Source organism: Microbulbifer maximicatervae (SeqCode) (assembly GCF_052467225.1).
The window spans coordinates 1,120,331-1,144,514 of sequence record NZ_CP174303.1 but is presented as its reverse complement, the minus strand read 5'-3'; the positions used below and the strand labels follow the sequence as shown (position 1 = coordinate 1,144,514).

General features: G+C 49.3%; 15 protein-coding genes. 10 read left to right on the top strand and 5 right to left on the bottom strand.

Annotation, left to right across the window (positions count from 1 at the left end; genetic code table 11):
* Positions 1–765 precede the first annotated feature (765 nt).
* Together ACJJIZ_RS05005 and ACJJIZ_RS05000 are read left to right on the top strand one after the other, a co-directional pair.
* Entirely contained in the window at positions 766–1,038 is a 273-nt protein-coding gene (locus ACJJIZ_RS05005; RefSeq protein ID WP_444915401.1) for a hypothetical protein, read from the top strand.
* Positions 996–1,442 (top strand): L,D-transpeptidase family protein, encoded by a 447-nt coding sequence (locus ACJJIZ_RS05000; RefSeq protein WP_238152069.1) that lies wholly within the window; start codon positions 996–998, stop codon positions 1,440–1,442. The genes ACJJIZ_RS05005 and ACJJIZ_RS05000 overlap by 43 nt, the downstream gene beginning before the upstream one ends.
* A gap of 67 nt (positions 1,443–1,509) precedes the next feature.
* Here ACJJIZ_RS05000 and ACJJIZ_RS04995 read toward each other — a convergent pair whose 3' ends face one another.
* Positions 1,510–2,913 carry an alanine/glycine:cation symporter family protein gene (locus tag ACJJIZ_RS04995; protein WP_444915400.1) on the bottom strand — a complete coding sequence of 468 codons (1,404 nt, stop codon included), beginning with the start codon at positions 2,911–2,913 and terminating at the stop codon, positions 1,510–1,512.
* A 177-nt stretch (positions 2,914–3,090) separates the two neighbouring features.
* Entirely contained in the window at positions 3,091–4,608 is a 1,518-nt protein-coding gene (locus tag ACJJIZ_RS04990) for an MFS transporter (RefSeq protein ID WP_444915399.1), read from the bottom strand.
* Positions 4,609–4,794: 186 nt separating this feature from the next.
* Here ACJJIZ_RS04990 and ACJJIZ_RS04985 point away from each other — a divergent pair, with 186 nt between their 5' ends.
* The 3 genes from ACJJIZ_RS04985 to ACJJIZ_RS04975 all read left to right on the top strand — a co-directional run bounded on the left by ACJJIZ_RS04985 (position 4,795) and on the right by ACJJIZ_RS04975 (position 10,055).
* Positions 4,795–7,236 (top strand): glycoside hydrolase family 31 protein, encoded by a 2,442-nt coding sequence (locus ACJJIZ_RS04985; RefSeq protein WP_444915398.1) that lies wholly within the window; start codon positions 4,795–4,797, stop codon positions 7,234–7,236.
* Positions 7,237–7,287: 51 nt separating this feature from the next.
* Positions 7,288–9,201 carry an alpha-amylase family glycosyl hydrolase gene (locus ACJJIZ_RS04980; protein WP_444915397.1) on the top strand — a complete coding sequence of 638 codons (1,914 nt, stop codon included), beginning with the start codon at positions 7,288–7,290 and terminating at the stop codon, positions 9,199–9,201.
* 398 nt (positions 9,202–9,599) lie between these two features.
* On the top strand, positions 9,600–10,055 hold the full coding sequence (locus ACJJIZ_RS04975; RefSeq protein WP_444915396.1) for a hypothetical protein: 456 nt from the start codon (positions 9,600–9,602) through the stop codon (positions 10,053–10,055).
* A 47-nt stretch (positions 10,056–10,102) separates the two neighbouring features.
* Here ACJJIZ_RS04975 and ACJJIZ_RS04970 read toward each other — a convergent pair whose 3' ends face one another.
* Positions 10,103–12,655, bottom strand: coding sequence for an alpha amylase C-terminal domain-containing protein (locus ACJJIZ_RS04970; protein WP_444915395.1), 2,553 nt, complete (start codon positions 12,653–12,655; stop codon positions 10,103–10,105).
* Between the two features lie 895 nt (positions 12,656–13,550).
* Complete coding sequence (locus ACJJIZ_RS04965) at positions 13,551–13,673, bottom strand: ADP-ribosylglycohydrolase family protein (RefSeq protein ID WP_444916192.1); 123 nt, start codon at positions 13,671–13,673, stop codon at positions 13,551–13,553.
* Between the two features lie 1,206 nt (positions 13,674–14,879).
* Between ACJJIZ_RS04965 and ACJJIZ_RS04960 the strand changes: the two genes are divergently transcribed.
* Complete coding sequence (locus tag ACJJIZ_RS04960) at positions 14,880–15,419, top strand: hypothetical protein (protein ID WP_444892156.1); 540 nt, start codon at positions 14,880–14,882, stop codon at positions 15,417–15,419.
* A 470-nt stretch (positions 15,420–15,889) separates the two neighbouring features.
* Positions 15,890–16,741, top strand: coding sequence for a universal stress protein (locus tag ACJJIZ_RS04955; protein ID WP_413663505.1), 852 nt, complete (start codon positions 15,890–15,892; stop codon positions 16,739–16,741).
* Positions 16,742–16,808: 67 nt separating this feature from the next.
* Here the strand turns inward: ACJJIZ_RS04955 and ACJJIZ_RS04950 are convergent, their stop codons facing one another.
* Positions 16,809–18,455: an alpha-amylase family glycosyl hydrolase gene (locus ACJJIZ_RS04950; protein ID WP_444915394.1), complete on the bottom strand. Its 1,647-nt coding sequence runs from the start codon at positions 18,453–18,455 to the stop codon at positions 16,809–16,811.
* A gap of 270 nt (positions 18,456–18,725) precedes the next feature.
* Here ACJJIZ_RS04950 and ACJJIZ_RS04945 point away from each other — a divergent pair, with 270 nt between their 5' ends.
* The 3 genes from ACJJIZ_RS04945 to ACJJIZ_RS04935 all read left to right on the top strand — a co-directional run bounded on the left by ACJJIZ_RS04945 (position 18,726) and on the right by ACJJIZ_RS04935 (position 24,145).
* Positions 18,726–19,574 (top strand): DUF3014 domain-containing protein, encoded by an 849-nt coding sequence (locus tag ACJJIZ_RS04945; protein ID WP_444915393.1) that lies wholly within the window; start codon positions 18,726–18,728, stop codon positions 19,572–19,574.
* Positions 19,575–19,972: 398 nt separating this feature from the next.
* Positions 19,973–21,970: a DUF3857 domain-containing transglutaminase family protein gene (locus ACJJIZ_RS04940; protein ID WP_444915392.1), complete on the top strand. Its 1,998-nt coding sequence runs from the start codon at positions 19,973–19,975 to the stop codon at positions 21,968–21,970.
* Between the two features lie 3 nt (positions 21,971–21,973).
* Entirely contained in the window at positions 21,974–24,145 is a 2,172-nt protein-coding gene (locus tag ACJJIZ_RS04935; protein WP_444915391.1) for a tetratricopeptide repeat protein, read from the top strand.
* Positions 24,146–24,184 lie beyond the last annotated feature (39 nt).

Sequence of the window (24,184 nt, the reverse complement as noted above, 5' to 3'; positions counted from 1 at the left end):
AAAGGGTGGATTCGTTTACTTGGTTTTCAAACCAGAAAGAAATATTTTGAGCGATCCCGAAAAGAAAATTTCTTTATTAAATTTTCTAATGCGCAAAGGCCTTCACAACAAATATGAGAAATGGGATAAATGTGGATAACGGTATAGTTGCGACACTTACTAAGATGAAATAAATAACAATAACTTTTTGAAAGCTATTTCTATTATTCTGGTGTGATTCAAGAACGCTGGAAATTGACTCGCAAGTTACGGTAGATAACTCATAAAACCTTAACAACTAAGACAAAATTCCTCAAAATCACTAACAACTAGAAGAGCATCCTCTAAGAGAACCTCAGTATATTCCTTTTTGTTGTCACCAGCCCTTAAGACCCACCTTACCATCCCTTGGACTTGTAGTGGTTCATACCGCCGCAGTACCAACCCGCAGCCGAGGCCGAGTATACGGTTATCTGCTTTGGGGAAATCACCAGCTATGGACTTGTCCCTGTAGAAGGGCAGAAGTACTTGCCCTAAGACAAACTGTAGCTGGATTCAAAATCCACGGTTGTTTACACGGCCCACTGGTAGTAGAGAGGTGTGTAATGCATAGCCGATCTTCGCTGCAAAATCATCAATCCATTTCCACGAAACAGAAGGGATCTCTACGCAAAAAATCATCATTCGCCGCTGCCGTAGTGATTGTGGGATCTGCAATTCTTGCCCCACTGACCTATGCCGTGGATTATTCCAATTCCCGCTATAACTCGAGATACAGCGCTCAACATGGACATGGAAACTACGGAGCACACTCCAGGTATAGCAGGGACTACCGAGCAAATTCACGGCATAGCAGGAATTACAGATCGCACTCAAGGCACAACCGGGACTACAGAGCACACCCCCGATACAACAGAAATTACAGGGCGCATTCCCGATACAACAGGAATTATCGGGCTCACTCCAGATACGGAACTCATTCCAGATACGCGGCGAATCCACGGCATAGCCGCCATATGTGGTTTAAATCCAATATTCAGGGAACACCGCGTATTGTGATCGACCTCAGTGATCAAATGGCATACTTCTATAAGGGCGGGCGTCTGGCCGGTATGTCCCCAGTATCTACTGGCAAACCCGGACACCGCACACCTACCGGTAACTTCCGTATTTCACAGAAGAAATACAGCCATCGATCAAATCTGTACGGTCACTACATCAGCCCACGGGGCTATGTAATGCGCAGCAATGTGGATGTGCGCCGCCACCGCAAACCTGCGGGTTCTCGATTCCGCGGGGCATCTATGGATTACATGATGCGTATCAATGGCCCCGTTACCATGCATGCCGGCCATGTCCCGGGATATCCCGCCTCTCATGGCTGTATTCGTATCCCATGGCATATGGCTAAGATTTTTTATGCCCACGCCAAGGTTGGTACCAAAGTGTCCGTGGTGCCTTGAATTGGAAGTAACAGGTAAATTTTTACCACGCATAAAAAAGGCGGACTATTTAGTCCGCCTTTTTTAATTAGGAAGCCTCGGCCTCTTTTCTCTTTGTTAAATCCATACGGGTAAAATAATCGTGAGCCGCTCGATTAACATGCCTCGCCAGTAATAAAGTAGACACCATTGTTGGAATCGCCATTACTGCATACATCCCGATGATGATGCTGTTTACGGCACTTAAAGAAGCCACCGCACCCAATATAATCAGCACCATGTAGAGTCCGGTATAAAGACCCTGCCAGCGGCCACCGAAAAGAAAAACATAGCATTTCATGCCGTAATACCAGCAGGTAACGATAGTGCTGAAAGCCAGCGGAAGGACCATTAGCAGTAGTAAAATTGGGCCGAACTGCCCAAACACCTGAGAAAATGCCTGTGCAGTCAGGGTAACGCCGGCAATATCCCCTTCCTGCTGCCAAGCGCCAGTCAGTAGTATCACCAGGGCAGTGCAAGTGCAGATAACCAGTGTATCTACAATGGGGCCCAGCATGGCAACCACGCCTTCTCGAACTGGCTCGCGGGTTTTAGCTGCACCATGGGCCAAAGACTCTGTGCCTATACCCGCCTCATTGGAAAATGCGCCCCGGCTTACCCCTACTGTGATGACCGAACCCAGAGTACCTCCAGCAATAGCTTGACCGCTGAAAGCATCCGAGAAGATCAGCGCAAATGCTGCCGGTACCTGCTCCCAGAAGCTGGCAATTACCACAAGGGTCATGCCCAGATAAAAGAGCACCATGCCCGGCACTACTCTTGCGGAGAATTTACCGATACGCTGGATACGACCGGCAATAACGTAGGCCGATGCAACAGCAATTAATAAGCCAATAACAAAATCAAAAGTGAGTGAACCTCCGGGCGCTACCCAACCCAAGGGCTCGGCAAAAGACTCGCGCAGTAGCTGCGTGGTTTGATTGGACTGAAACACCGGCAACATACCGCAGAGTCCCGCCACGGCAAACAGTACTGCGAGCGGCATCCAGCGTCGGCCCAACCCCTCGCGAATAACATACATGGGGCCACCTTGCAGTTCCCCGGAGGCATCGCGACCGCGAAACATCACCGCCAGCGTCGCTGTATAGAACTTGGTAGCCACCCCAACCAGGGCAGTTACCCACATCCAGAAAATCGCCCCAGGTCCACCAATCGTAATTGCGATGGCAACCCCGGAAATATTGCCCAACCCTAGGGTTCCCGACAGCGCTGTGGATAGCGCTTGGCTGTGATTCACTTGTCCAGGGTCATTGGGGTCATCGTATCGGCCACTTAAAAGCCCAATACTGTGCCCAATATGGCGGTAGGGACGGCCACGAGAATAGATTAATAGCGCGAGGCCGCCACCAACGAGTAGCACTAATAAGGGGGGACCCCAGACAAAACTGGCAAAAGCCTCTAATGCCTGATCAATTGCAGGGAATATCGACATAATTTAATTCATTTCCGGTGAGATCCGCCCAGTCTAGGTACGCTCACACCAGACTGTCAAAATGCCGCCATAAAACTCCGCAGCCCCATAAATGCGAAAACTTTGGGAAAACCTGGAATCCCGGCAATAAAAAAGCCCCAAATAGGGGCTTTTCTAACGATCTTTTACAACTTTTTATCAAGCTGTAGTAGTTGCCTTTAATGCGGGCTCGGGTTCTGAACTCTCCCTCACCAGCGCTACCGATATAGCTCCAAGCAACATACACACCCCCGCCAAAACAATGATGTAAATTGCCTGGTTTTCGAAAACTGTTTTCAATATCAAGCCAGCTACCAAGGCGGAGACAATCTGCGGTGCGGCGATAGTGAAATTAAAAATCCCCATATAAACACCGGTCTTATCCGCCGGCAGCGAGTCGGAGAGGATCGCATAGGGCATCGCCAGAATAGCGGCCCAGGCAATGCCCACACCCACCATTGGTAACAATAATCCCAGGGCGCCACTGGGTACGGAAACTTCGGTAATCAACAGATTTACTTGCGTAGGCTCGCCCCCCTGGAAGAACAGGAAGCTGATGTATCCCAAACCGCCCAGTGCCAGCGATAGGGAATAAGTGAGCTTACGCCCCAGCACCTGAGACAAACGGGCCAGGACAATAGAGAAGATCGCTGCAAACAGGGAGTAAGCAGCAAAAATAATTCCTACCCAGTCACCGGCAGCACCCTTAGCAGCAGCGATATGTGCGGGAATTTCTTTGACGCTTTCCAGATAGGCGGGATCAAACCACTTGGCTTCCACTCCCCAAACGTGCTGAGTGATCGCAGGCGTGGTGTAAACCCACATAATAAACAGGGCAAACCAGGAGAAGAATTGCACCAGGGCCAGCTGGCGCATAGTGCGCGGCATTTTAATTAGCAGCTGGAAAAAACCGATCAAGCGCTTTGCCAGTGGTTTTTTTTGCTGTCCCTCCCGCTCAAGTTGCGCGGAGTCGAGACCTTTATAGGCATTGTACTGCTCCGGCGGATACTCCTTGGTGCGCAGCACAGTCCACAACACACTGCCCAGCAGCACTGTGGCGCCGATATAGAAAGCCCATATAACGGAGGGCGCCACCTCTCCCGCACGGGCAGTATTTTCCAGACCAATCACATTAGTCAGAATGAATGGCAACATGGAGCCGAAGATGGCGCCAATGTTAATCAGTAAAGACTGAATCGAGTAACCCAGGGTGCGCTGCTCTGATGGCACCATATCGGACACCAGGGCGCGAAAAGGCTGCATGGTCACGTTAAAGGCCGCATCCATCAGGGCCAACATAACGCCGCCGAAAATAATTGGGGCCACTATCGCCACCACAATCCCGGCATTGGGCATAAACGCCATCCCCAGGGCTGCGGCGATGGCACCAAAAAGGATAAAGGGGTTGCGGCGACCGAAGCGACTCCAGGTCCGGTCCGAAGCTGAACCCACGATCGGCTGTACGATCAGTCCCATTAGCGGCGCCACTATCCAGAATAGAGACAGGGAGTGAAGGTCCGCCCCCAGATCAGACAAGATTCTACTGGCATTGGCATTTTGCAGAGAAAAGCCAAATTGCACCCCGAGAAAACCGAGACTGACATTCCACACCTGCCAAAAGGGCAAGCGCGGTTGCTGGGCTTGCGGCGCAACGGCGCTGCTTGCTGATTGGGTCATAGAGGTCACCGCATCACTAGTTATGCTTATTCTGCCATTCTCACACGCACTCCCGGAGCATCCATCCTCCCCCATAGGGGAGGATGCGGGCCAGATCCTTCGCTTTAGGATAAACTCAGGCCCATGCGTATACGCCGGGCCAACACGAAACTGTGAATCCTAATCAAGCAACTGAAGTCCCGCGCGATGATCCTAAGACTCCCACTCCTGCGCCTGGTGTGTCTCGCAGCTACACTCTGCCTGAGCGCTCAATCCCTGGCCGCTGAACAGCGCAACTACCGCGATCACACCATGAGCGAAGACTCACTAACTGTACAGACGAGTGAGGGCGAGGTCACCCTCACTCCGGTTGGTCCGTCAGCGCTATCGGTGCATTATCGCAGCGAAGGCCTGAAGCAGTTGCCCTCATTTGCGTTGGCCAGCGATTCTGCCGGCCGACCCGAGGCTACGCTGAAGCAAAAAGGGGACAAGCTCGTTTACCGCACTGGCTCGCTTACTGCAGTCATCCAAAAGTCTCCCTTCCGAATCGAGTACTTGCGCGGTAGCGAACAAATCCTGAGTGAAGAGAGTGGTTTCTTTGCCACCGAGACGATGCGCGGATTCCGTTTCGCACTGTCGCCAGAGGAAAAACTGCTGGGTGGCGGAGAGCGGGTTATGGGGATGGACCGCCGCGGTCAACGCCTGCCCCTATATAACCGTGCCCATTACGGATACACCACCGAATCCAACCAGATGTATTTTTCCCTGCCAGCAGTACTGTCCAGCAACAAATACATTCTGCTGTTCGACAACTCTGCCACCGGCACCCTGGATCTGGGCGCAAACGAAGAAGATATCCTGCAATTTGAAGCCGTAGCCGGACGCACCGCTTACATCGTGGTAGCCGGTGAGACTTATCCACAGTTGCTGGAAAATTATGTATCCACCACCGGCAAACAGCCCCTGCCACCCCGTTGGGCCCTGGGTAACTTCGCCTCGCGCTTTGGCTATCACAGCGAAGCTGAAGTCCGCGCAACCGTGGATAAGTTTGCCGAAGAAGATTTCCCCCTGGACGCCCTGGTGTTGGACCTCTACTGGTTTGGCCCAGATATCAAAGGCCATATGGGCAATCTTGCCTGGGACAAGGAAGCCTTTCCCGAACCAGAAAAGATGATGGCCGACCTTAAAAAACGCGGCATCAATACCATCCTGGTGACCGAACCTTTTGTCCTCTCCACCTCCGAACGCTGGCAGGAAGCCGTGGCGAATAATGCCCTGGCCAAAAACCTGGCCGGAGAGCCCAAGCGTTTTGATTTCTACTTCGGCAATACCGGCCTGATCGATGTCTTCTCCGAAGATGGCCGCGACTGGTTCTGGAATATTTACGACGGGTTATTGGAACAGGGCGTAGCCGGTTGGTGGGGCGACCTGGGTGAACCGGAAGTTCATCCCTCCGATACCGTTCACGCAATCGGTATGGCCGATGAAATCCACAACGCCTTCGGCCACGCCTGGGCGCAATTACTGCACGAACGCCAAACGGCAAAGCACCCTGAGCGTCGCCCCTTTATTATGATGCGCGCCGGTTTTGCCGGCTCCCAGCGCTACGGAATGATCCCCTGGACCGGCGACGTCGCTCGGGAATGGGGTGGCTTACAGCCCCAGGTGGAATTGGCTCTGAGTATGGGCTTGCTGGGCTTTGGCTACACCCATTCAGACCTGGGCGGCTTTGCCGGCGGCGAGAAATTTGACCGCGAACTCTATATCCGCTGGTTACAGTACGGCGTATTCCAACCGGTTTACCGCCCGCACGCCCAGGAGCATATTGCTTCCGAACCGGTTTTCCACGATCGCCGCACCCGCGATATCCTGCGCGAGTATGTAAAACTACGCTATCGCCTGCTGCCCTACAACTACACCCTCGCCTTCGAAAACAGCCAGACCGGCATGCCGCTGATGCGCCCGCTGTTTTTCGAAAACGAAAGTGACCTATCTCTCCTGGACTACAAGGATGCCTACCTTTGGGGTCAGGATTTCCTCGTTGCCCCAGTCGTGGAGGAGGATGTGGATGAGGTCGCGGTAAAACTGCCCGGTGGCACTTGGTTCGATTACTGGACTGATGAACAATATTCTGGCGATCAGGCCCTGGTAGAAGTGAACCTGAAAACGATTCCTGTACTGGTGCGGGCCGGCGCCATTATTCCCACCATTGACGATGTCCACAGCAGCCGCGATTACTCCAGTAAAAACCTGACCCTGGACTACTACGCGCACCCTTCAGCAACAAAGTCCGAGCGCTATGTTTATGAGGATGATGGCGCTACCGCGCAGGCTTTTGAAAAAGGCAAATACGAGAAGCTGCATTTCTCAGCTGAAAACAAACAGCAAGGTTTAGCCTTCGCCTTTAATCGCGAAGGCGACGGTTATACCGGTATGCCGGAATCCCGCACGGTCACTTTAAAGATCCACAACTGGCAACAAGTACCCGTGCAGCTCAATATTAGCGGCGAATCCCTGCCTATTTTCGACAGTGAAAAAGTCTTTGCTCAGGCACCCCGTGGGGCCTGGTACAACAAGCGCAAGCAGCAACTGCTGGTTAAATTTGACTGGCACAAAGAACCGCTGGATTTAGTGCTCAAAAATCAATAATTCAGCAAACCGCTGTTCACTGACAAAAAAATTTAAAGTCATCAGGAAACAATGAAGAAGTTACATCCCCTGTTTATTGCCAAACTCCTTTCGGCTTCCCTACTGGGCGCTGCTCTATTCGGCACTGCCGGCTGCAGCCAGGAGAGCAGCCCGGAAGAAATACAGCCCGCTGAAAAAGTTGCGGAGAAAAAAGCCGTTATCTACCAAGTGCTACCGCGCTTATTTGGCAACACTAACAGTACCAACAAACCCTGGGGCACACTCGAAGAGAATGGTGTGGGCAAGTTCTCCGACTTTACCCCAAAAGCACTGAATGAAATCCACGCGCTGGGCGCCACCCATATCTGGTACACCGGCGCCCTGCACCACGCGCTCGTTGGCGACTATACGGAATACGGTATCAGTAACGATGATCCAGATGTGGTCAAAGGCCGCGCCGGCTCTCCCTATGCCATCAAGGATTACTACAGCGTAAACCCAGACCTGGCCAATAACCCAGCAGAGCGATTACAGGAATTCCGCGCACTGGTGGAACGCAGCCACGCGGCCGGCCTGAAAGTAATTATCGATATAGTGCCTAACCATGTAGCCCGCGCCTATCATTCTCTCGATAAACCCCAAGGCGTGCAGGATTTTGGAGCTGGCGACAACACCCAGGTCACCTACGCCCGCAACAACAATTTCTACTATGTGGTGGGCGAAGACTTCCGCGTGCCCGTTGCAGAAGACAGTTATCAGCCACTCAATGGCGAAGCCAATGATCTTGTCGATGGGCAGTTTGTAGAGAGTCCAGCCAAATGGACCGGTAATGGCGCGCGCAGTGCACAACCTGCCATGCACGACTGGTATGAAACCGTCAAAATTAATTTTGGCGTTCGACCCGATAACAGCAAGAACTTTTCTGAGCTACCCCAGGAGTATACCGAGCGCGACTACCGGGCCCACGCCCAGTTTTGGGCAGACAAGAAAGTCCCGGATACCTGGAAAAAATTCCGCGATATCGCCCACTACTGGCTGGACTTTGGCGTGGACGGATTCCGCTATGATATGGCCGGTATGGTGCCGGTAGAATTCTGGAGCTACCTGAATTCCTCCATCAAAATGCGCAACCCCAACACACTGCTACTTGCCGAAATCTATACTCCAGAGCGCTATCGGGATTATCTGCATCTGGGCAAAATGGATTATCTCTACGATAAAGTCGGTACTTACGACGCTATTCGTGCGGTCATGGAGAACAAGGGTAGCGCAGATAAAATTGCAGAGGTACAGGCAAGCCTGGTAGATATCTCCTCTCATATGTTGCGCTTTATGGAGAACCACGACGAGCAGCGTATTGCCAGCGCACAATTTTCTGGCAACCCAGAGGCAGGCAAACCTGCAATACTGGTGTCTGCCACGCTCTCTCCAGCCCCTATCTTGGTTTACTTTGGCCAGGAGTTAGGAGAACCCGCCAACAAAGATACCGGCTTCGGCAAAGCCAGCCGCACCACCATTTTCGACTACTGGTCAGTACCCAGTGTGCGCCGCTGGAACAATGAGGGCGCTTTTGACACTGCACTGCTGACAAAAGAAGAAAAAGAGCTGCGCAGCTTCTACCAGCGCCTGCTTAATTTCTCCAAACAGAGCCCGGCCTTACTTGGCGATTACCTGGACTTGCACAGCTACAACCGCAAGCAAAACTCTGGCTATGGTGAAAAACAATTTTCCTTTGCCCGCTGGAGCGAACATGAAAAATTGTTGGTAATCGCCAACTTCGATAACAGGGCAGTGGAGTTTAATTTTCAGTTGCCTACAGCACTTCTAGAGGCCTGGAAACTACAACCGGGCAGCTACCTGGCTGAAAGCCAGATATCCAATAAGGTGGCAAACCTTATCTTGGAAAAAGACCAAGCCTCCACAAAGATCCAGTTGGCACCCTACGAAAGCCATATCTTTGCAATATCCGCTGTTCCCCAGAAATAGCCACTCAGCCCTGGAGGGGACTACTCCCCTCCAAGAACGCTTAAGCACAGCAATTTATACCCACCTTATCCCCTTTCTCACAACATATTCCCGACAATCCCTAACCATACTCATCAGGTAACTCGCTTGACATAAACACTACTCCATGTATATTGCCCGCAATTATATTGTGCGCAACTTAAATAAAAGCCGAAATTGATATGCAAGGGGACACTATGAACCGACAACATAGCCGCTATTTTTCACCACTAAACCTAATTTTGGCTGCACTTTTAGCATCAGTAGCACTTCCTACAATGGCTGAAACTAACAAGGCTGAACAGAGCGAAGCACCTATCCAGGTAACAGACGAGACTTTTAACTGCATCCGAGATATGACCAAGGTGCGGGGGTTTTATGTGGATAATTTACTGGGAGATCTGGATGGGACTCTAGAGGTCGCAAACTCCAGCACTGGAGGTGTTTATCCTCCTGGATCAGTGGTCCAGTTAGTCCCCGGGGAAGTGATGGTCAAACATCAAAAAGGCTTTAACCCCGCCACTAAAGATTGGGAGTTTTTTGAACTGGATGTTTCTGAGGAAGGCAGCAAAATCCGTTACCGAGGTTTTGTTGATGTAGTTAACCGTTTTGGAGGTAACTGCTTTGCCTGTCATGTCCAGGCCAAACCGCAGTGGGATTTAATTTGCGAGACCGGACACGGCTGTGACCCCATACCATTAACAAAAGAAATACTGGCCTTGCTGCAAAAAACCGATCCTCGTTGTGAATCGAACCCAAAGTTAAATCAAGAAGAGATTGCAAAATTGCAGGCGCTACAACAAGCTCTGCTGGCTAAAGAAAAAGAAAATAAATAACTAAAGAAGCCTGCAGACCAACTTCCTGGCCTGCAGGCTCTTATCAATTACAGTGCAACCACACTATAAATCATGGTTTGATCATTCACCTGCACCTTGTAGCTTCCGCTTACAGAAGTGTAGATATCAGACCCACCCTGCTCCAAGTCACCATCGGAGTCGCTATCGCCGTAGTTTTCAGTCCAGTCAGCATTAACATCGAACTTGAAACGCTGCTGGGATTGGCCATCAAAATTTACCTGGATTTCCCAGGTATTGTCGGCAACTAATTCCATAGCGTCAGCACCCCAACTATTTGGTGTGCCACGGAAATAAAGTGAGGAAAAGTTGGATGCGTAACTACCACAGTCTGCACAGGTTAGGCTGTAGCTCAGGGTTTCATCATTAACCTCAACAATATAAGTCCCTGATACATCGGTGTAGATATCATCCCCACCCTGCTCCAGAGAGCCGTCCGCATTGTTATCCCCGTAGTTTTCAGCCCAGTCACTGCTGACATCAAACTTAAAGCGCTGGTTACTGCTGCCATCAAACACCACAGTGGCACGCCAGGTATTATCTGCAACCAGGGTCATCGCCTGAGTGCCCCAGCTATTGGGCGTACCGCGGAAATTTAATGCCGTAAAGTTTTGAGCATAACCAGCATTGGGATCAGTCACGGTAATGGTTGCCGTAGCACTATCGGTCAGGCCATCGCTGTCAGTAACAGTGACTGTCTCGGTATAAGTGCCCGCACTGGCGAAGCTCAAAGTCGTCGAGGAAGAACTACCACCGCTGCTCCAGCTATAGGAAATCACACTACCGTCGCTATCAGTAGAGCTGCTGGCATCCAGGGTGACACTCTGATTGACTTCTACTGTGCTGGATACTGGAGTCACACTTGCAGTGGGTGCTTGCTGGGAAGAGACCTCGGTGATCGAATAGGCCAGAGTCTCATCATTTACTTCAATTAAGTAGTTACCGGTTACAGAGGTATAGATATCTTCTCCGGTTTGATCCAGCGTGCCATCAGCACCATCGTCACCGTAATTTTCGGCCCAGTCACCATAGATATCCAACTTAAAGCGTTGGTCCGCCTGGCCATCAAAATTGACCACCAATTGCCAGGTATTATCTGCTACCAATTCAAAAGCCGTTGCTTCCCAATTATTTGCTGTGCCACGGAAATAAAGGCTGGGGAAACCTGTACCAGAACATTCATCACCACAGGGACCAGATAGCTGCCCACCGTGAATGGCAGCAGCGGAATAAGCTGCAACATTGAAAGTTGCATAGCCATTGCTGCCTACGGAAATAACATCGCCACTGCACTCATCATCTCCCGCCAGGACATTGCAGTAGTCCCCAGCAGGAAGGCCTGTATACAGTGTCTGGCTGAAAGAATTACCCTCGTTATTGATAACGACATAGCCTTTATCACCGCGTCCAAAGGCAATCTGGTTATCTCCGTTATCCCACCAATTTTCCATACTGGTGCCGTCGGTGTAGTTACGGAAACCCACCATATTGGCAATATTGCCCCATCGGTGCTGACATACCCATTCGTTGTTTTCACAACTCTCCGGACCAGTATTGGGGGGACCAATATCGGTATCGGTAAAGTCATAACCTGACATTACCTTCGGATAGCCATAGGGGTGTGCCAACATAAAAACATTGGCCAGGTTATACTTGTAGCCATCGTGATAGGTCAGGTTACCGCCACCACCGTGGCCACGTTCACGATCGTGGTTGTCAATAAAGTGAACTGCATCGCTGGAAGATAAAAGTCCCCAACTCTCGCCAATACTGGCGAGGTTTTTAATTTGTCCGTTAAAATTACTCGCTACATCAGTGCCGTACTTAAACTCAGTCACACGGCCCAGGAATGTATAATTTGATGGCTGGATTTCAGAGGCTTCGCCAGCTGCGCCGATAACTTCAGAAAAGATCCAGGGATTACCAGCTTTACTCATGATGCTGTACATATCGCTGGGAGACATATGCTTAACCGCATCTACACGGAAACCATCAACGCCCATACCCTGTAATTTATTTAGGTAATCGGCCAGGGTCTGCTGAACATAACTGGAACCAGTATCCAAATCTGGAAGTCCACTCAAGCGGCAATTCCAGACATTGTTCGCATCGCTATAGTTATCAATAGTGCAATCGGAGTGATAATCCCAAGAGGAAAACTCACCTGGATGATTCAACAATGTCCACTCGGTACCGCCCCAACCCGTGCCTCCACCATTCCAGGCCGCCGTATGGTTGATGACTACATCTGCGTAGACTTTTACACCCGCCGCATTACAGCGGCTGATCATACTCTGTAACTCAGCCTCGGTACCGCTGCGGCTGGTCAGGTTAGTGTAGGAAACCGGCTGGTAGCGCGCCCACCAGGTGGAGTGGCTGATATGTTCATGGGGCGGGGAGATCTGCACCGCGTCAAAACCTTTCGGCCCCAGGAACTCCTCACATTCACTGGCGATATCATTCCAGCTCCATTCGAACAGGTGTACAAAGGCCGTGCCTGCGCTGGCATGGGTACTGGACATGGCTCCGAGTACGATACTCGCGCCTCCCAGAAGCCCTTTTAACGGAAATTGTTTTTTCATTTTAGCTTTCCTTTTTCTCTCATCTTTAGTCGTTATCTTTTTTGTATAAGGAGAACCCCGGAGGCAGTTGCCTACCAATGATTAATGGTTCTTCATTTCTACATAAGTAGGGTCAACTTATAAGCACACCTTTTCCCAGGCACTTGCAAATACTTGGATTGCATTCGCCCCACAGTAGGAGCTAGAAATATTCTCCTCAGGCGACACAACCAATAGGCATTCGCTCAAGAAAAGAATTTGTGGGAAGCACCGCAAGCGGCGAAGAAAAGTTCAGGCTTATCATCACAGGTGACCATTTATTATTTTTTGCAATTCAAGCCGGATATTTGGAAACCCCAACTACGCAGTATCTAAACCGCTGGATTTCAATACCCGACCAATTGATCACTCATCCTGAGATATCCACAGACCACCAAAGGCATCAATAAACCGGTAGTGTGTGAACAAATACCGAACAGCAGCGGTAATATGCACCTCCTGTGCTACTGCAAACCCAAAATTACAACTATTCGGGCATTTGGAAGGCTAATAATCAGTGCTTGAGAGCACATCCTCCCTATAGGGGGCGTAGTAGATATTTGTGCTACAGGTCTAAATAGCGAACATAATTTGGCTTTTAAGACCAAAATTTAAGCAGGCGGGGAAACAGAAACACTTACAAATTTTGCTATAAATACTTGGAATTGACGGTATGTGAGCACTCCTTAGCAATGACGTTAGATAGGTAGAAATTAAACCCCGGATATTTCTTGGTTATTACACGAGCATAATCACAGTACTCATCAAACTCATTTACAGGCCAATCTCGAAACTCCAGTAGATCTTGACCTATTTCTGATATCTCATCAGATAGTTCAAGTTGAGCCAGCCAGCTTGCAAGAATTGCACCCACACCCTAATTGGCACCAATCAGGATTCCGCTAATAGAGCCTGTAGAATCTAAATCGCCATCGTGATTAACAGCCATCAGCAACGCTTCTTTGAGGCTTGGAGATTTAAGGGCACAGTAAACTGAAATAACATGAGCCTATTCAGCCAATTCGATAGCTGTGAGCGTTTTCTTATAAATTGAATGTTTCCACAACTTTATTTTTGCTGTAGTAATTCCTTATTTATTCGAGTTTAGCTCAATATTGCACCCCCAGATAAAAATCAGGATAATAGTAGTCGGGATGACCAACATATAAACGTTAAGTTAATTATGAATTGTAAAGCAACTATTCAGTTTGAAGACGTGAGATAATCAAGGCAGCCACCGTTGATAAATTTCAGCATGGTTCGCTTCGCTCACTTTACCACCCTTAGCTCCGCTCGGTTATCACGATATTAGAAAATAAGAATATGGAAAATATATATACCCCCCCTAATTCTATTGAAACAAATGAATGCCAGCTCTTGACTTGGAAAAAGGTACTAAGTTCTATCTTCTCAGTAATCTCAGCGACCGTCTATTTTCTTGGTTATTGGTTAACCCCTTATTTTGCTGAAATGTACGCTAACTTTGGCGTAGAATTGCCATTCCAGACCATATTTCTTATTGAACTACACCCTTACTTACTATTACTTTCGATTATGAGCTTTTGCCAATGGTTGTCTGGCATCAATCTGAGCTACTGATAAAAGTAAAATATGGAATGTTTCGCATTTCATTTATACATTTTATCATTTCAATTGTTGAGATTGCTTTCTTACTGTGGTCCCTATATGCTCCAATTTACGCTCTTGGACAAAGTGTATAAATCCCGACATAATCGTGCACTATGAAAGCTGGTCTCTCTATAAATCACTAGCAAGGGGGGCGGGCGTAAAACATAGAAACTTCCTAACTTCAATTTGCCGCTTGAACACCCAAATCACTTAGCTTATCTATCTACCTCCTACAGCAGCTTTAGCAACCTTTTATATAAAGCCTGCTACGTTATGTAAGCCTATGTGGCAGTCAATTTCTAGATTGTTTCCTCAGGCAATAGACTCAAGTCTTTAACAGAGCGTATCTTAAGCTAGTTGCTCTACAACTTTGCACCATAGCTTCATTCAAGTGTGATCTCCCCTTATCAGTAGAGAAAGTAATGTATTTTCCTTGTAAACTTACCGGGCAGTGAACATGTAGTTCATTTTATCTGCACTAACTATAAAACCGCTCAGCCGGTAACTGAAATAGACAGCTAGGGCTCGATCCCTACTGTGAAGTTTCAGTTTTCATATTCAAATTAAGGGGAAAAGGATGAAATTTTTCAAAGGAATAAAGGTGTTTTGCCTTGCCGTGACACTTTCAGCTTTATACGGATGTGGTGTCGCACACGTAAAAACAGACGTTCAAGCGCAAAGTTTTGAAGACTATAAAAATATATTAATACAAGATGTAAGGGTGTACTCAAATGAAAGTGCAGCCAAAAACAATAGTGCCCTACAGGAAAAAATGAAAAATTGGGAGCTCCATACCCGCAGTGAACTCGAGGAATTTGCCAGAGAGAGCGATTATCAACTCGTCAATTCCTTAGATGAAGCTGAAGGCAAGACTTTGCTCGTTGATCTTGATGTGAAGGTTCAATACGGAAATCGCGCATTGCGCTGGGCTGTTGGCTTTGGCGCAGGAAAGGGAGGCGTTGACTCTGTCCTGACTGTTAAGGACTCCGAAACCGGTGATGTTAAATACAAGGCTCATGCCGATAGTGATCTGTCCGTGGGCGGTGCAGGTGGAGATATTGGCGCTGTACTTAAGAAAAATATCAAAGCGCTCATTGACCAGTATCGGGAAGTCTAAACCTTACGAATTGAGCACTAGGGACGCGCGTATAGTGCGCGCTCCCTCTTCACCGGGTAAGTTTCTTTGGGAAAGACTAAAAGAACCGATCACGGCTTAACTCAAAGAGCCTGTAGCCGATAGTTACTTATGGTGTTGTAGTTAGCCCCCACTCTCTAAGTAATTCCAATCCCAACATACTCCAACCAGCTCTCAATAACGCTACCAGGCAAGAATACATTTTGAATTCTGGTCACCCGCATTTTGGTTCAAGTAGGGCTTGCACGCGCTACCTATAAACTTGATCTACCTCAATACCTCCACCCCCAACTTCGCCATTATGCGCAACAAAATTATTCGATGAGATAGGCGCCAAATTCGACAAATGGGACAGTCAGGTACTCGGGCTGACCACCCCATCATGATAGATTAGACCTCTTGGTCAACTGCAGGTCGCACTGGCCAGTAACACGCTTAGTTGAGGAGAAAAAATGGAGCAGCAAAGCACCGTATTCGTTGTAGTGGACCCTAACGATGAGAAGCATGTAGCTCTGGAGCGAGCCCTGATCACTTCACGTGGACGCAATCCTCAGCCGCGACTGGCTGTATTCGTCGCAGTTGATGGTGAAGCGGTGGATACCCGTGCAGTTAACGACCACCTATTTCGCGATGAGTCGTGGTTCCGTGAACAAATTCGTGAACCCATCTCAGAAGCTGGTCTTTCCTGTGAAATCACTGTTTGCTGGTCCAGTGATTGGCAGGCGGCCATCGTGCAGGAATCAAAGCGTTGCAACGCAGAAATGATCTACCTACCAGTACACGCGAAGAGCAGCCGTCGCTTTACCTTCGCCGAATCCAAATGGCGAGTCCTGAAAACAGCGCGCTGCCCAGTAGTATTGATTCGCCCTGGCGCCAAGGACGAGCGCAAAGTTGTATTGGCTACCGTTAACTACCAGGCAAAAACCCTCGAGCAGCGCGAGCTCAATCGCCAGATCAGCGAACGCGCGACCTATATCGCAGGTCATTACGGAGCAGAGCTACACCTCGTAAACGCCTTCCTGGATTCCATGCTCTACCCAGATCGCGGTGCTTTGGCCAAGCTTGCCGATAAAACCGGTGTCCCCACCCATCGCATTCACGTAAAGCGCGGCTATACCAGTGATGTTGTTGAGGAGGTGGCCCGTGAGATCGATGCAGACTTGGTCGTGATGGGAACCATGAATCAGTATGGCGAGACCGGTTCATTCCTGCGTGGCAATACTGCCGAGCGTGTAATTGGCCAGTTGGACGTTGATGTGATGGTATGTAACCAGTTCACCACAACAACAATGAACAACGATTAAGTCATCCCATTTTCAAGGATGCTGAAAGCCCCAGCAGTGCTATCTGCAGGGGCTTTCTTTTTTGGATTTACTGCGATTTAGCCGATAGTAGTAGCAGAGTTCCCTCGGTATCGAAATTCACCCTGCCATCCTCAACTTTGGCTCGCTTGCCCGAATAGTAATCGGTCAGTTCGATACCATCGGCAAACACACCTTTAACTGATACGCTCTTCTCACCCGCGGACAGTTCCATCGCCACAACTACCGGCTGCTCACCAGATAAGGTGCGGGAGAATGTATAAGGCTTATCCTCCAGCTTCTGGTGTACACCAGCTCCAACTGCCGGGTGCGATCGACGAAACTGCCCCAGCTTCTGCCAATGAGCCAGCAATGCACGGGTTTCCGGCTTTTCCAAGTCATCCCAGTTCATATTGGTGCGCATAGAGGCGTCGCCGAATGCGCGATCATCAATCATGGGGCGCGCCAGTTCATCACCGTAATATATCTGCACTGCACCGGGCGCCAACATCAGTTTACTTGCGGCACTCAGTGTGTGCTGGCGCTCGCGGTCAAATGAGTGATGGTCATCGTGGGAGCCTAGATAATTTAGGACACCGAGCCCTTTTAGTTCACCACTGTTCAAGGCGGAAGAATAGCTGGAGAAAATATCCTCCGCTGGCTTGCCCGCAACCTGGGCAAAATCAAAGTTAATCAGGCTGTCAAAACCGTACTGATAAAAGTCTACTTTCCGATCGCTATAATCGTAAGAGCGACCAACACTGGGACCAAAGTTGTTAACGCCGAAATGGTAAACCTCACCCACCATAAAGAAATTGCGATCGTCCAATTTCTTCTTCGGGTTCTCAGCCTTCCACTCCGCCAGGGCTATATCCGCTTCGTTTTTCAGTATTGCCCAGGCTTGTGGCTCTACATGTTTGACGGTGTCCACACGAAAACCATCGACACCGTATTCACGCACCCAGTCGGTTAACCACTTGATCAGGTAATATTTGGGGGCGCGGGGATAGCCAGTGCGCTCGAAAAAGGCATCCAGTTCACGCTGCTCTTGCTGCAGGCGGCCTTCTTTTTTCCACTTTGCCACCAGTTGCGGCGGCAACTCGACATCTTTCTCGCTCTCCGTGAGGATATCCGTCAGGTTCGCGTGAATTGCACACTCAACATTGCCGGCATAGTCAGACCAGTCGCATTGCTGGCTATTGCGCAGCCAACTCGAGGGCCATCTGGAATCCTGTTCAGTGACTGGCCCGGTGTGATTGAGAATTACATCCAGCAATACGCGAATCCCCTGGCTGTGAGCTACCTCAATCAATTCCGCCAGGTCTGCTTCAGTGCCAAAGTTGGCATCTACGGCAGTCCAGTCCTTAGGCCAGTAGCCATGGAAAGCGTAGGTGCGTTTATCGGACTCATTGTAGCCATGGATGTTCTCAATCACCGGGGCCATCCAGATAGCATCGACTCCGAGATCATTAAAATACCCCGCTTCAATTTTCTCGATAACGCCGTGCAGATCCCCTCCCTCAAAGCCACGCAGGTATGCCGCATCGTCTTTGCGGCCGTAGGGGAAGTCATTGCTGCGATCGCCGTTATTAAAACGGTCCGGCAACATAAAATAGACTGTCGCATTGCGCCAAAAAGGGTCTACCGGCTCTGCAGCCACGGCAGCTTGTACACCACCCAGCATCAGGCCAATCAATAAGCTGGTGAATTTTCCCATTGTTCTCTCTTTTATTCGCCGCTCAGAATTATTCAGAAGCTCCCCAGACCACTCTAATAGGCCCAGTAAATCAAACATCCTCCCGCACGGGGGCGTAGGTGCTGTGCAGGGTATAAGACCGGCAATAAGGTTGTGCAATTACCCCATAGTAAAACTATTTTGCGAGCGGCGCTTTTGCAGAGTAATGTAAAACCAGCAGATCGCGAGAAACCGCAGCGCTTTGTCGTGGTCCAAGCGTCACATTCTGTTAGCAGTCAAAGGAGGCAGGGAATGTCGGAACAACAATCTAGGCAAGGGTGGATCATCGGCATTATTGTGGTGGTCGTTGTCGCTGCAGCAGCCTATTGGCTCTGGACCGGCGAGGAAAAGAAAAAAGAAATTCCCACCATCGGTGTTGTCGAAGAACCCCAAACTGCTCCCGAGCCAGAAGCCCTGGCACAACCTGAGAGCCAGGAACCAGCCCAACCGCCCGAGGAGCCGGTCATCGAAGAGGAGCCCGGCAGAGAGCCACCTCCCCCCCTGAACGAGAGCGATAAGGCCGCATATGACGAATTAATGTCCTTGGCACCCGACGGCGCCTTGTCCCGCTGGCTGGTACCTGATGAAGTAATACGTAAATGGGTAGCCGCTGCCAACGCAGCATCCCGTGGTGAGTTGATTCACAAGCATCGCCCGCTGAAAACCATTCGCGGCCCCATCACCGTTACCGGGTCATCCGCTGAAGGCTACCAGCTATCCCCGGAGAACTATCGCCGTTACGACCAACCAGTACGATTGTTCGCACTGGCTAACACTGATGCCATCATTACGCTGTATCAGTACTGGTACCCCCGTTTAGCTCAGGCCTATGGCGAGCTGGGGATTCGCAACAAGTCATTCCACCAGGTGGTGATTGGAGCAATCGACAATGTACTGGCAGCGCCAGATGTTGAAGGCCCAATTCAATTGATACGCCCGTCGGTGTATTACAAATTTGCCGACCCAAAACTGGAAAAACTCCCTGGAATACAAAAGCTGATGATCCGCATGGGCCCCGACAATGCAGCCCGGGTTAAGGAAAAGCTGAAAGAGATAAAGGCTAAGCTCGAAGAAATGCCCATTCAGGAGCAAACCCAATAAACAGATCTCAGGTCACTCAGCTTACAAGCTGGGTGGCCTCCCACTTTCAAGATTCGGTTATTTTTTAACCGTTTTATCGCCTGGACACAACAATCCCTGCCTTCATCAATTTGAACCGCCGAAAAACTTATTCAAAACGCCAGCGGTCATAGCCATCCGATACTCAGCCCATAGCCATTGGGGTATATTACCGGCTGTTCACTAAACGATCCCAACACCAAGCGGTAACGGAGCGCCGCTGCCAAACGGCAACAGGCACTGCCCTATAGGGAAAGATCCAGGGTTCAACAGGAGCGAATCAATCGTAGGGTGCCCTGCGTGCCCCTTCTGCTTACTCCCCACCCAAGATCTATTCTGTCTCCGCCGGTATAGGCTGTAGATAACAATCGAGGCTCATTTTGAAATATCGTTCCTTCGGCCAAATTCTGGCTGTGACTCTCTTATTTGCTGTGTCGCTGGCCCAGGCTACCCCTGAAATTAACATAGCCCCAACACCCACTTGGGTGGATGCCGTCGACCTCTCGAGTAGTGTCACTGCACCCGAAGGCAGTGTTAGGTATCTCCTGAGCAACTCCCAGATATCCCATACGAACGAACAACATCAATACTATTTTCAGTTGGTGATGGAGCCCCTCAATCAACAGGGGGTTAAACAGGTATCGGAACTGAACATTAGTTTTTACCCCGCATTCCAGCAGCTGGTCGTCCACGAAATTACTGTCACCCGCAATGATCAAGTGATTGATCGCCTGGACAAACAGGACTTCAAGTTATTCCAGTCTGAGCAGGAGCTGTCCAGCAAACTCTACTCTGAAATGTGGAATGCGCTTTACATTCTTGAGGATATCCGACCCGGTGACAAAATCTCCTACGCTTATACACTCGAGGGAAGCAATCCTATTTTTGAACGCGGGGATTTTGGTACTTTCTACTTGTCATGGCCGGATGCCATCGACAGGCGCTATGTAAAAATTACCAGTGACAACAAGCTCAACTACCGTTTTAACAATGAAAAAGTACCGGTGAACGTTACCCGCAATAACGACACTTACCAGTACACGCTGGACCTGAAGCAGGTATCTCCGATACTTCAGGAGGGGGAATATCCTCACTGGCATGACCCATTCAACTACATCCAATATTCAGGCTATAACAGCTGGGCTGAAGTAAACGACTGGGCAATGACACTCTACGATATTGACCTCTCCCTGCCACAGGAACTCACCCGGCAATTGGATCAATGGCGCGCAGAGGAAGGCCTTGAGGGAGCTGTCAGCAAGGCTATTGCCTACGTTCAGGAGGATATTCGCTACTTTGGGATCGAGTTTGGAATCAACTCACACCAACCGCGAACGCCGAGAGAGACTTTGGATAAGCGCTATGGCGACTGTAAAGACAAAGCCATATTAATAACCGCCATGTTGTCTCACCTGGGGGTTAACTCTTACCCCGCTTTGGTGTCTTCAGGACGCGGACGTGAACTTGCCAATGATATCCCCTCTCCCAGTTCATTTGATCATGTAATCAGCGTCATTGAGCTCAATGGACAAGATTATTGGGTTGACGGCACCGCTTCCGGACAGGGCTCCAATATCAAGAGCAAAGGCTTCTTTGATTATGAATTGGCACTCCCCATTCGAAAGGGAACCCGAGCATTAAAACAAGTAACCACGATTTATCCCGCCAACGGCACTCTGCAACTGGATGTCACCGAAAATTTTGAAATCAATGCCGGTGCCAATACCGCAGGGCTAACTGTTGAGTCCACCTACAGCGCTCTCAAAGCGGAGCAGATGCGTCAATTTTTCCAGTCAGCAGACTCTGAATACATAAAGAGTAATTACGCAAACTTTATGGCAACTTACTACCCCGGTATTGAAATCACATCCAATATCAAGCACCAGGACAATCGGGGTGAAAATGTACTTCAGGTATCGGAGCTATATGAGATCAGTGATTTTGCCGAGTTGAACTCTGCCCGGAAGATTTTCTCACTGTATGGCTCCAGTATCGCCTCTTATATTACCAGCCCCCAGAAGCGTATTCGCCAGAGCCCATTAGCGCTGGCACATCCTGTGGATATCAACCACAAAGCAGTAGCCAAAATTACTGGAGAGGTTTTGTGGAGAGAGGAATCCCAGGATCTACAGATAGACAATCCCTGGTTCACCTTCTCCAGAACCTCCGATCATATTGGCAATAACATCTCGGTGAACTACGCCTTTAAATCCAAAGCGGACCATGTCCGCAACACGGATATTGCCGAGTATATGGAGCAACTCGATAAACTGGATGAAGCACTTCAATATCAGTTCTGGGCCAAGGGCGATAATTCGAATACCCAGGAAACCAGTAAGGCAATGAAAAACCTGGTTAAGTCACTGATCAGGAAGTAAATAATGAAAAAATTCCTTTTTGCCCCTGTTATTTACTTACTGGCCTCTTGTGCAGCTCACACCTCCATCGAACCCGGCGATAGCGAAATAAGGCTGCTAACCGAACAAATTGCTAGCGCTCCAGATACAGTTGCTTATGAGGATTTCTGGCTTGCCTATCTTGAGTCTCAGCAACCCCTGAATAATATCGCGGCCAGAGAGCGCTACCAGGCGGAGCTATCCGCGATTGAATCTGGGGATAAGTCTTGTGAAGCCGTGGACTGGAAGGCCGTAACAAACAACAACATCCTGTCACTGATGCCCCATCTCAGCGCTGCAGAATGTTATGAGTCTGTGGGACAGTTAGAAGCCGCCAACTACCATAAAAACCTATTTGAATTTATTGCTACTGGTATCCTTTCCGGACGCAGTGGTGAGTATAGCTATAGTGCCTTTGAGGTCGGAAGCTGGGCAGATGCAGAAGACCTGCTCACCATATCCGGCTATGAAATTATTGATAGCTATTTTGAATTTGCAAATAGTCGCAATGCTATATACCGCGTATATAACGTAAAGGAAGTAGGCGGTTATCAGGTATCGAAAATCTACTTCGATAATGCCCGCTTTCTACACCGACTGCTCGCGATCCGGTATCCATTTGCCGGCACATCAGATCAGCTCTATACCGATGTGATCCAGGTACTAGCCTCTACAGACTATGCTGCTCGACACGCCGAAGGCATTGTGTTTCATGCGGAGGGTCAGTATCCACAGGCTGAACAAGCTTATCTGGACGCTATTGTTATGGGATCCATTTCCGCCAATATCAGTTTAGGGCGGCTGTGTCTCAGTGGCAAAACTGAAAAATTTGCAGTTAACGAGTGCGCACAATTATTTGTTGCTGCTGCGGATCTGGGCCTCGAAGAGGCGAAGGTTTACCTAGCCTATATAGCCTTTATGGGCCTGGGAATTGATCCGGATAAAGAATTAGCAACTTCACTACTCTCCAGTGCCGAACAACACTTGAAGAAAGGCCAGGCGGAGTATGAACTCTACTCCCTTTTTGCGTCAGAGGAATTTAACTCAGCTAACGAATCCGGTGCTGCACAATTCTTGCAAGCCAGCGCTAATAAAGGTTACCCCGTAGCCCACTTTACCCAGGCTATTGGTTACCTTGAGCAGAATAATTACTATCAATTTGAAAAGCTTATTCAAAAAGCTTCCGATAGTGGCTTTTCACCAGCCCAGTTTTTTTACGCCAGCTACCTGCTGGAGGAGAAAAAAGAAACCAGTGGGGGCATGGCACTTCTCAATGAGGCCGCAATTGCAGGAAACCCCGCCGCACTCTTTGAGAGAGGGCGTATCACACAACTAGGCGCCCATGGCCAACCGGTTAATATCAATCAATCTATCAGGGACTATCAAGCAGCGGCATATCGTAATCATCTTCCTGCACAATTAAAAATGGGGATACTGCACTCCAAGAATATTATTGCAGATGCCAACGCCGATATTGCCTATGCCTGGTATTTATTGTGTGGACGGGCCGGCCACCTGGAGTGTATTACCAATATGGGTTACTCCGCCGAAAATGGTTATGGAGTGGAACAAAACCCGACCCATGCAGCACAACTTTATAGGCTCGCAGCTGCGGAAGGCTCAGCCAACTCCAGTGCCAGGTTGGCCGGACTCTACGAGGCAGGTAACGGAGTAGAAAAGGACCTGGAACAGGCAATCTATTATTACACTCAAGCAGCGGAGAGGGGATTAGCAAGCGCCATGAATAAGCTTGGGCTCATATACTTGGACTCCGGTAGTGATTCTTTCCATAACTATCCCGAGGCTCTTCATTGGTTCGAGCAGGCAGCGAATCAAAATTCAAAGTATGGATACTTTAACCAAGCCCGTATGTATGAACAGGGGCTTGGTGTAGAAGCTAATCTAGATCGAGCAATGTCACTCTACGAGGAAGCCTCAAAGAGAGGGCATGGTATAGCTTCACTGAAAATTGCTGAGGCCTATAGTCAAGACGAAAATCCAGGCAAAAACCTTGATCAGGTACGTTACTATTTGAAATTGGCTACTGAACAAAGTGACGACCAGCAGTTGAAACAAATCCTGGAAAACTGCGTAAACACAAAAGATTGCAATGTCTCACACTTAAAACAGTTTCTGAGTGGACTCTCTGCAGAATAAGATTATTTATGCGGTCGACTATTCACAGCGAATAGTTGA

Excerpts from the sequence above, each read along its gene's own strand:
- ACJJIZ_RS05000 (WP_238152069.1), top strand. The coding sequence starts at position 996 with ATGTGGTTTAAATCCAATATTCAGGGAACACCGCGTATTGTGATCGAC.
- ACJJIZ_RS04990 (WP_444915399.1), bottom strand. The coding sequence starts at position 4,608 with ATGACCCAATCAGCAAGCAGCGCCGTTGCGCCGCAAGCCCAGCAACCG.
- ACJJIZ_RS04995 (WP_444915400.1), bottom strand. The coding sequence starts at position 2,913 with ATGTCGATATTCCCTGCAATTGATCAGGCATTAGAGGCTTTTGCCAGT.
- ACJJIZ_RS04980 (WP_444915397.1), top strand. The coding sequence starts at position 7,288 with ATGAAGAAGTTACATCCCCTGTTTATTGCCAAACTCCTTTCGGCTTCC.
- ACJJIZ_RS04955 (WP_413663505.1), top strand. The coding sequence starts at position 15,890 with ATGGAGCAGCAAAGCACCGTATTCGTTGTAGTGGACCCTAACGATGAG.
- ACJJIZ_RS04935 (WP_444915391.1), top strand. The coding sequence starts at position 21,974 with ATGAAAAAATTCCTTTTTGCCCCTGTTATTTACTTACTGGCCTCTTGT.
- ACJJIZ_RS04985 (WP_444915398.1), top strand. The coding sequence starts at position 4,795 with ATGATCCTAAGACTCCCACTCCTGCGCCTGGTGTGTCTCGCAGCTACA.
- ACJJIZ_RS04960 (WP_444892156.1), top strand. The coding sequence starts at position 14,880 with ATGAAATTTTTCAAAGGAATAAAGGTGTTTTGCCTTGCCGTGACACTT.
- ACJJIZ_RS04945 (WP_444915393.1), top strand. The coding sequence starts at position 18,726 with ATGTCGGAACAACAATCTAGGCAAGGGTGGATCATCGGCATTATTGTG.
- ACJJIZ_RS05005 (WP_444915401.1), top strand. The coding sequence starts at position 766 with ATGGACATGGAAACTACGGAGCACACTCCAGGTATAGCAGGGACTACC.
- ACJJIZ_RS04970 (WP_444915395.1), bottom strand. The coding sequence starts at position 12,655 with ATGAAAAAACAATTTCCGTTAAAAGGGCTTCTGGGAGGCGCGAGTATC.
- ACJJIZ_RS04950 (WP_444915394.1), bottom strand. The coding sequence starts at position 18,455 with ATGGGAAAATTCACCAGCTTATTGATTGGCCTGATGCTGGGTGGTGTA.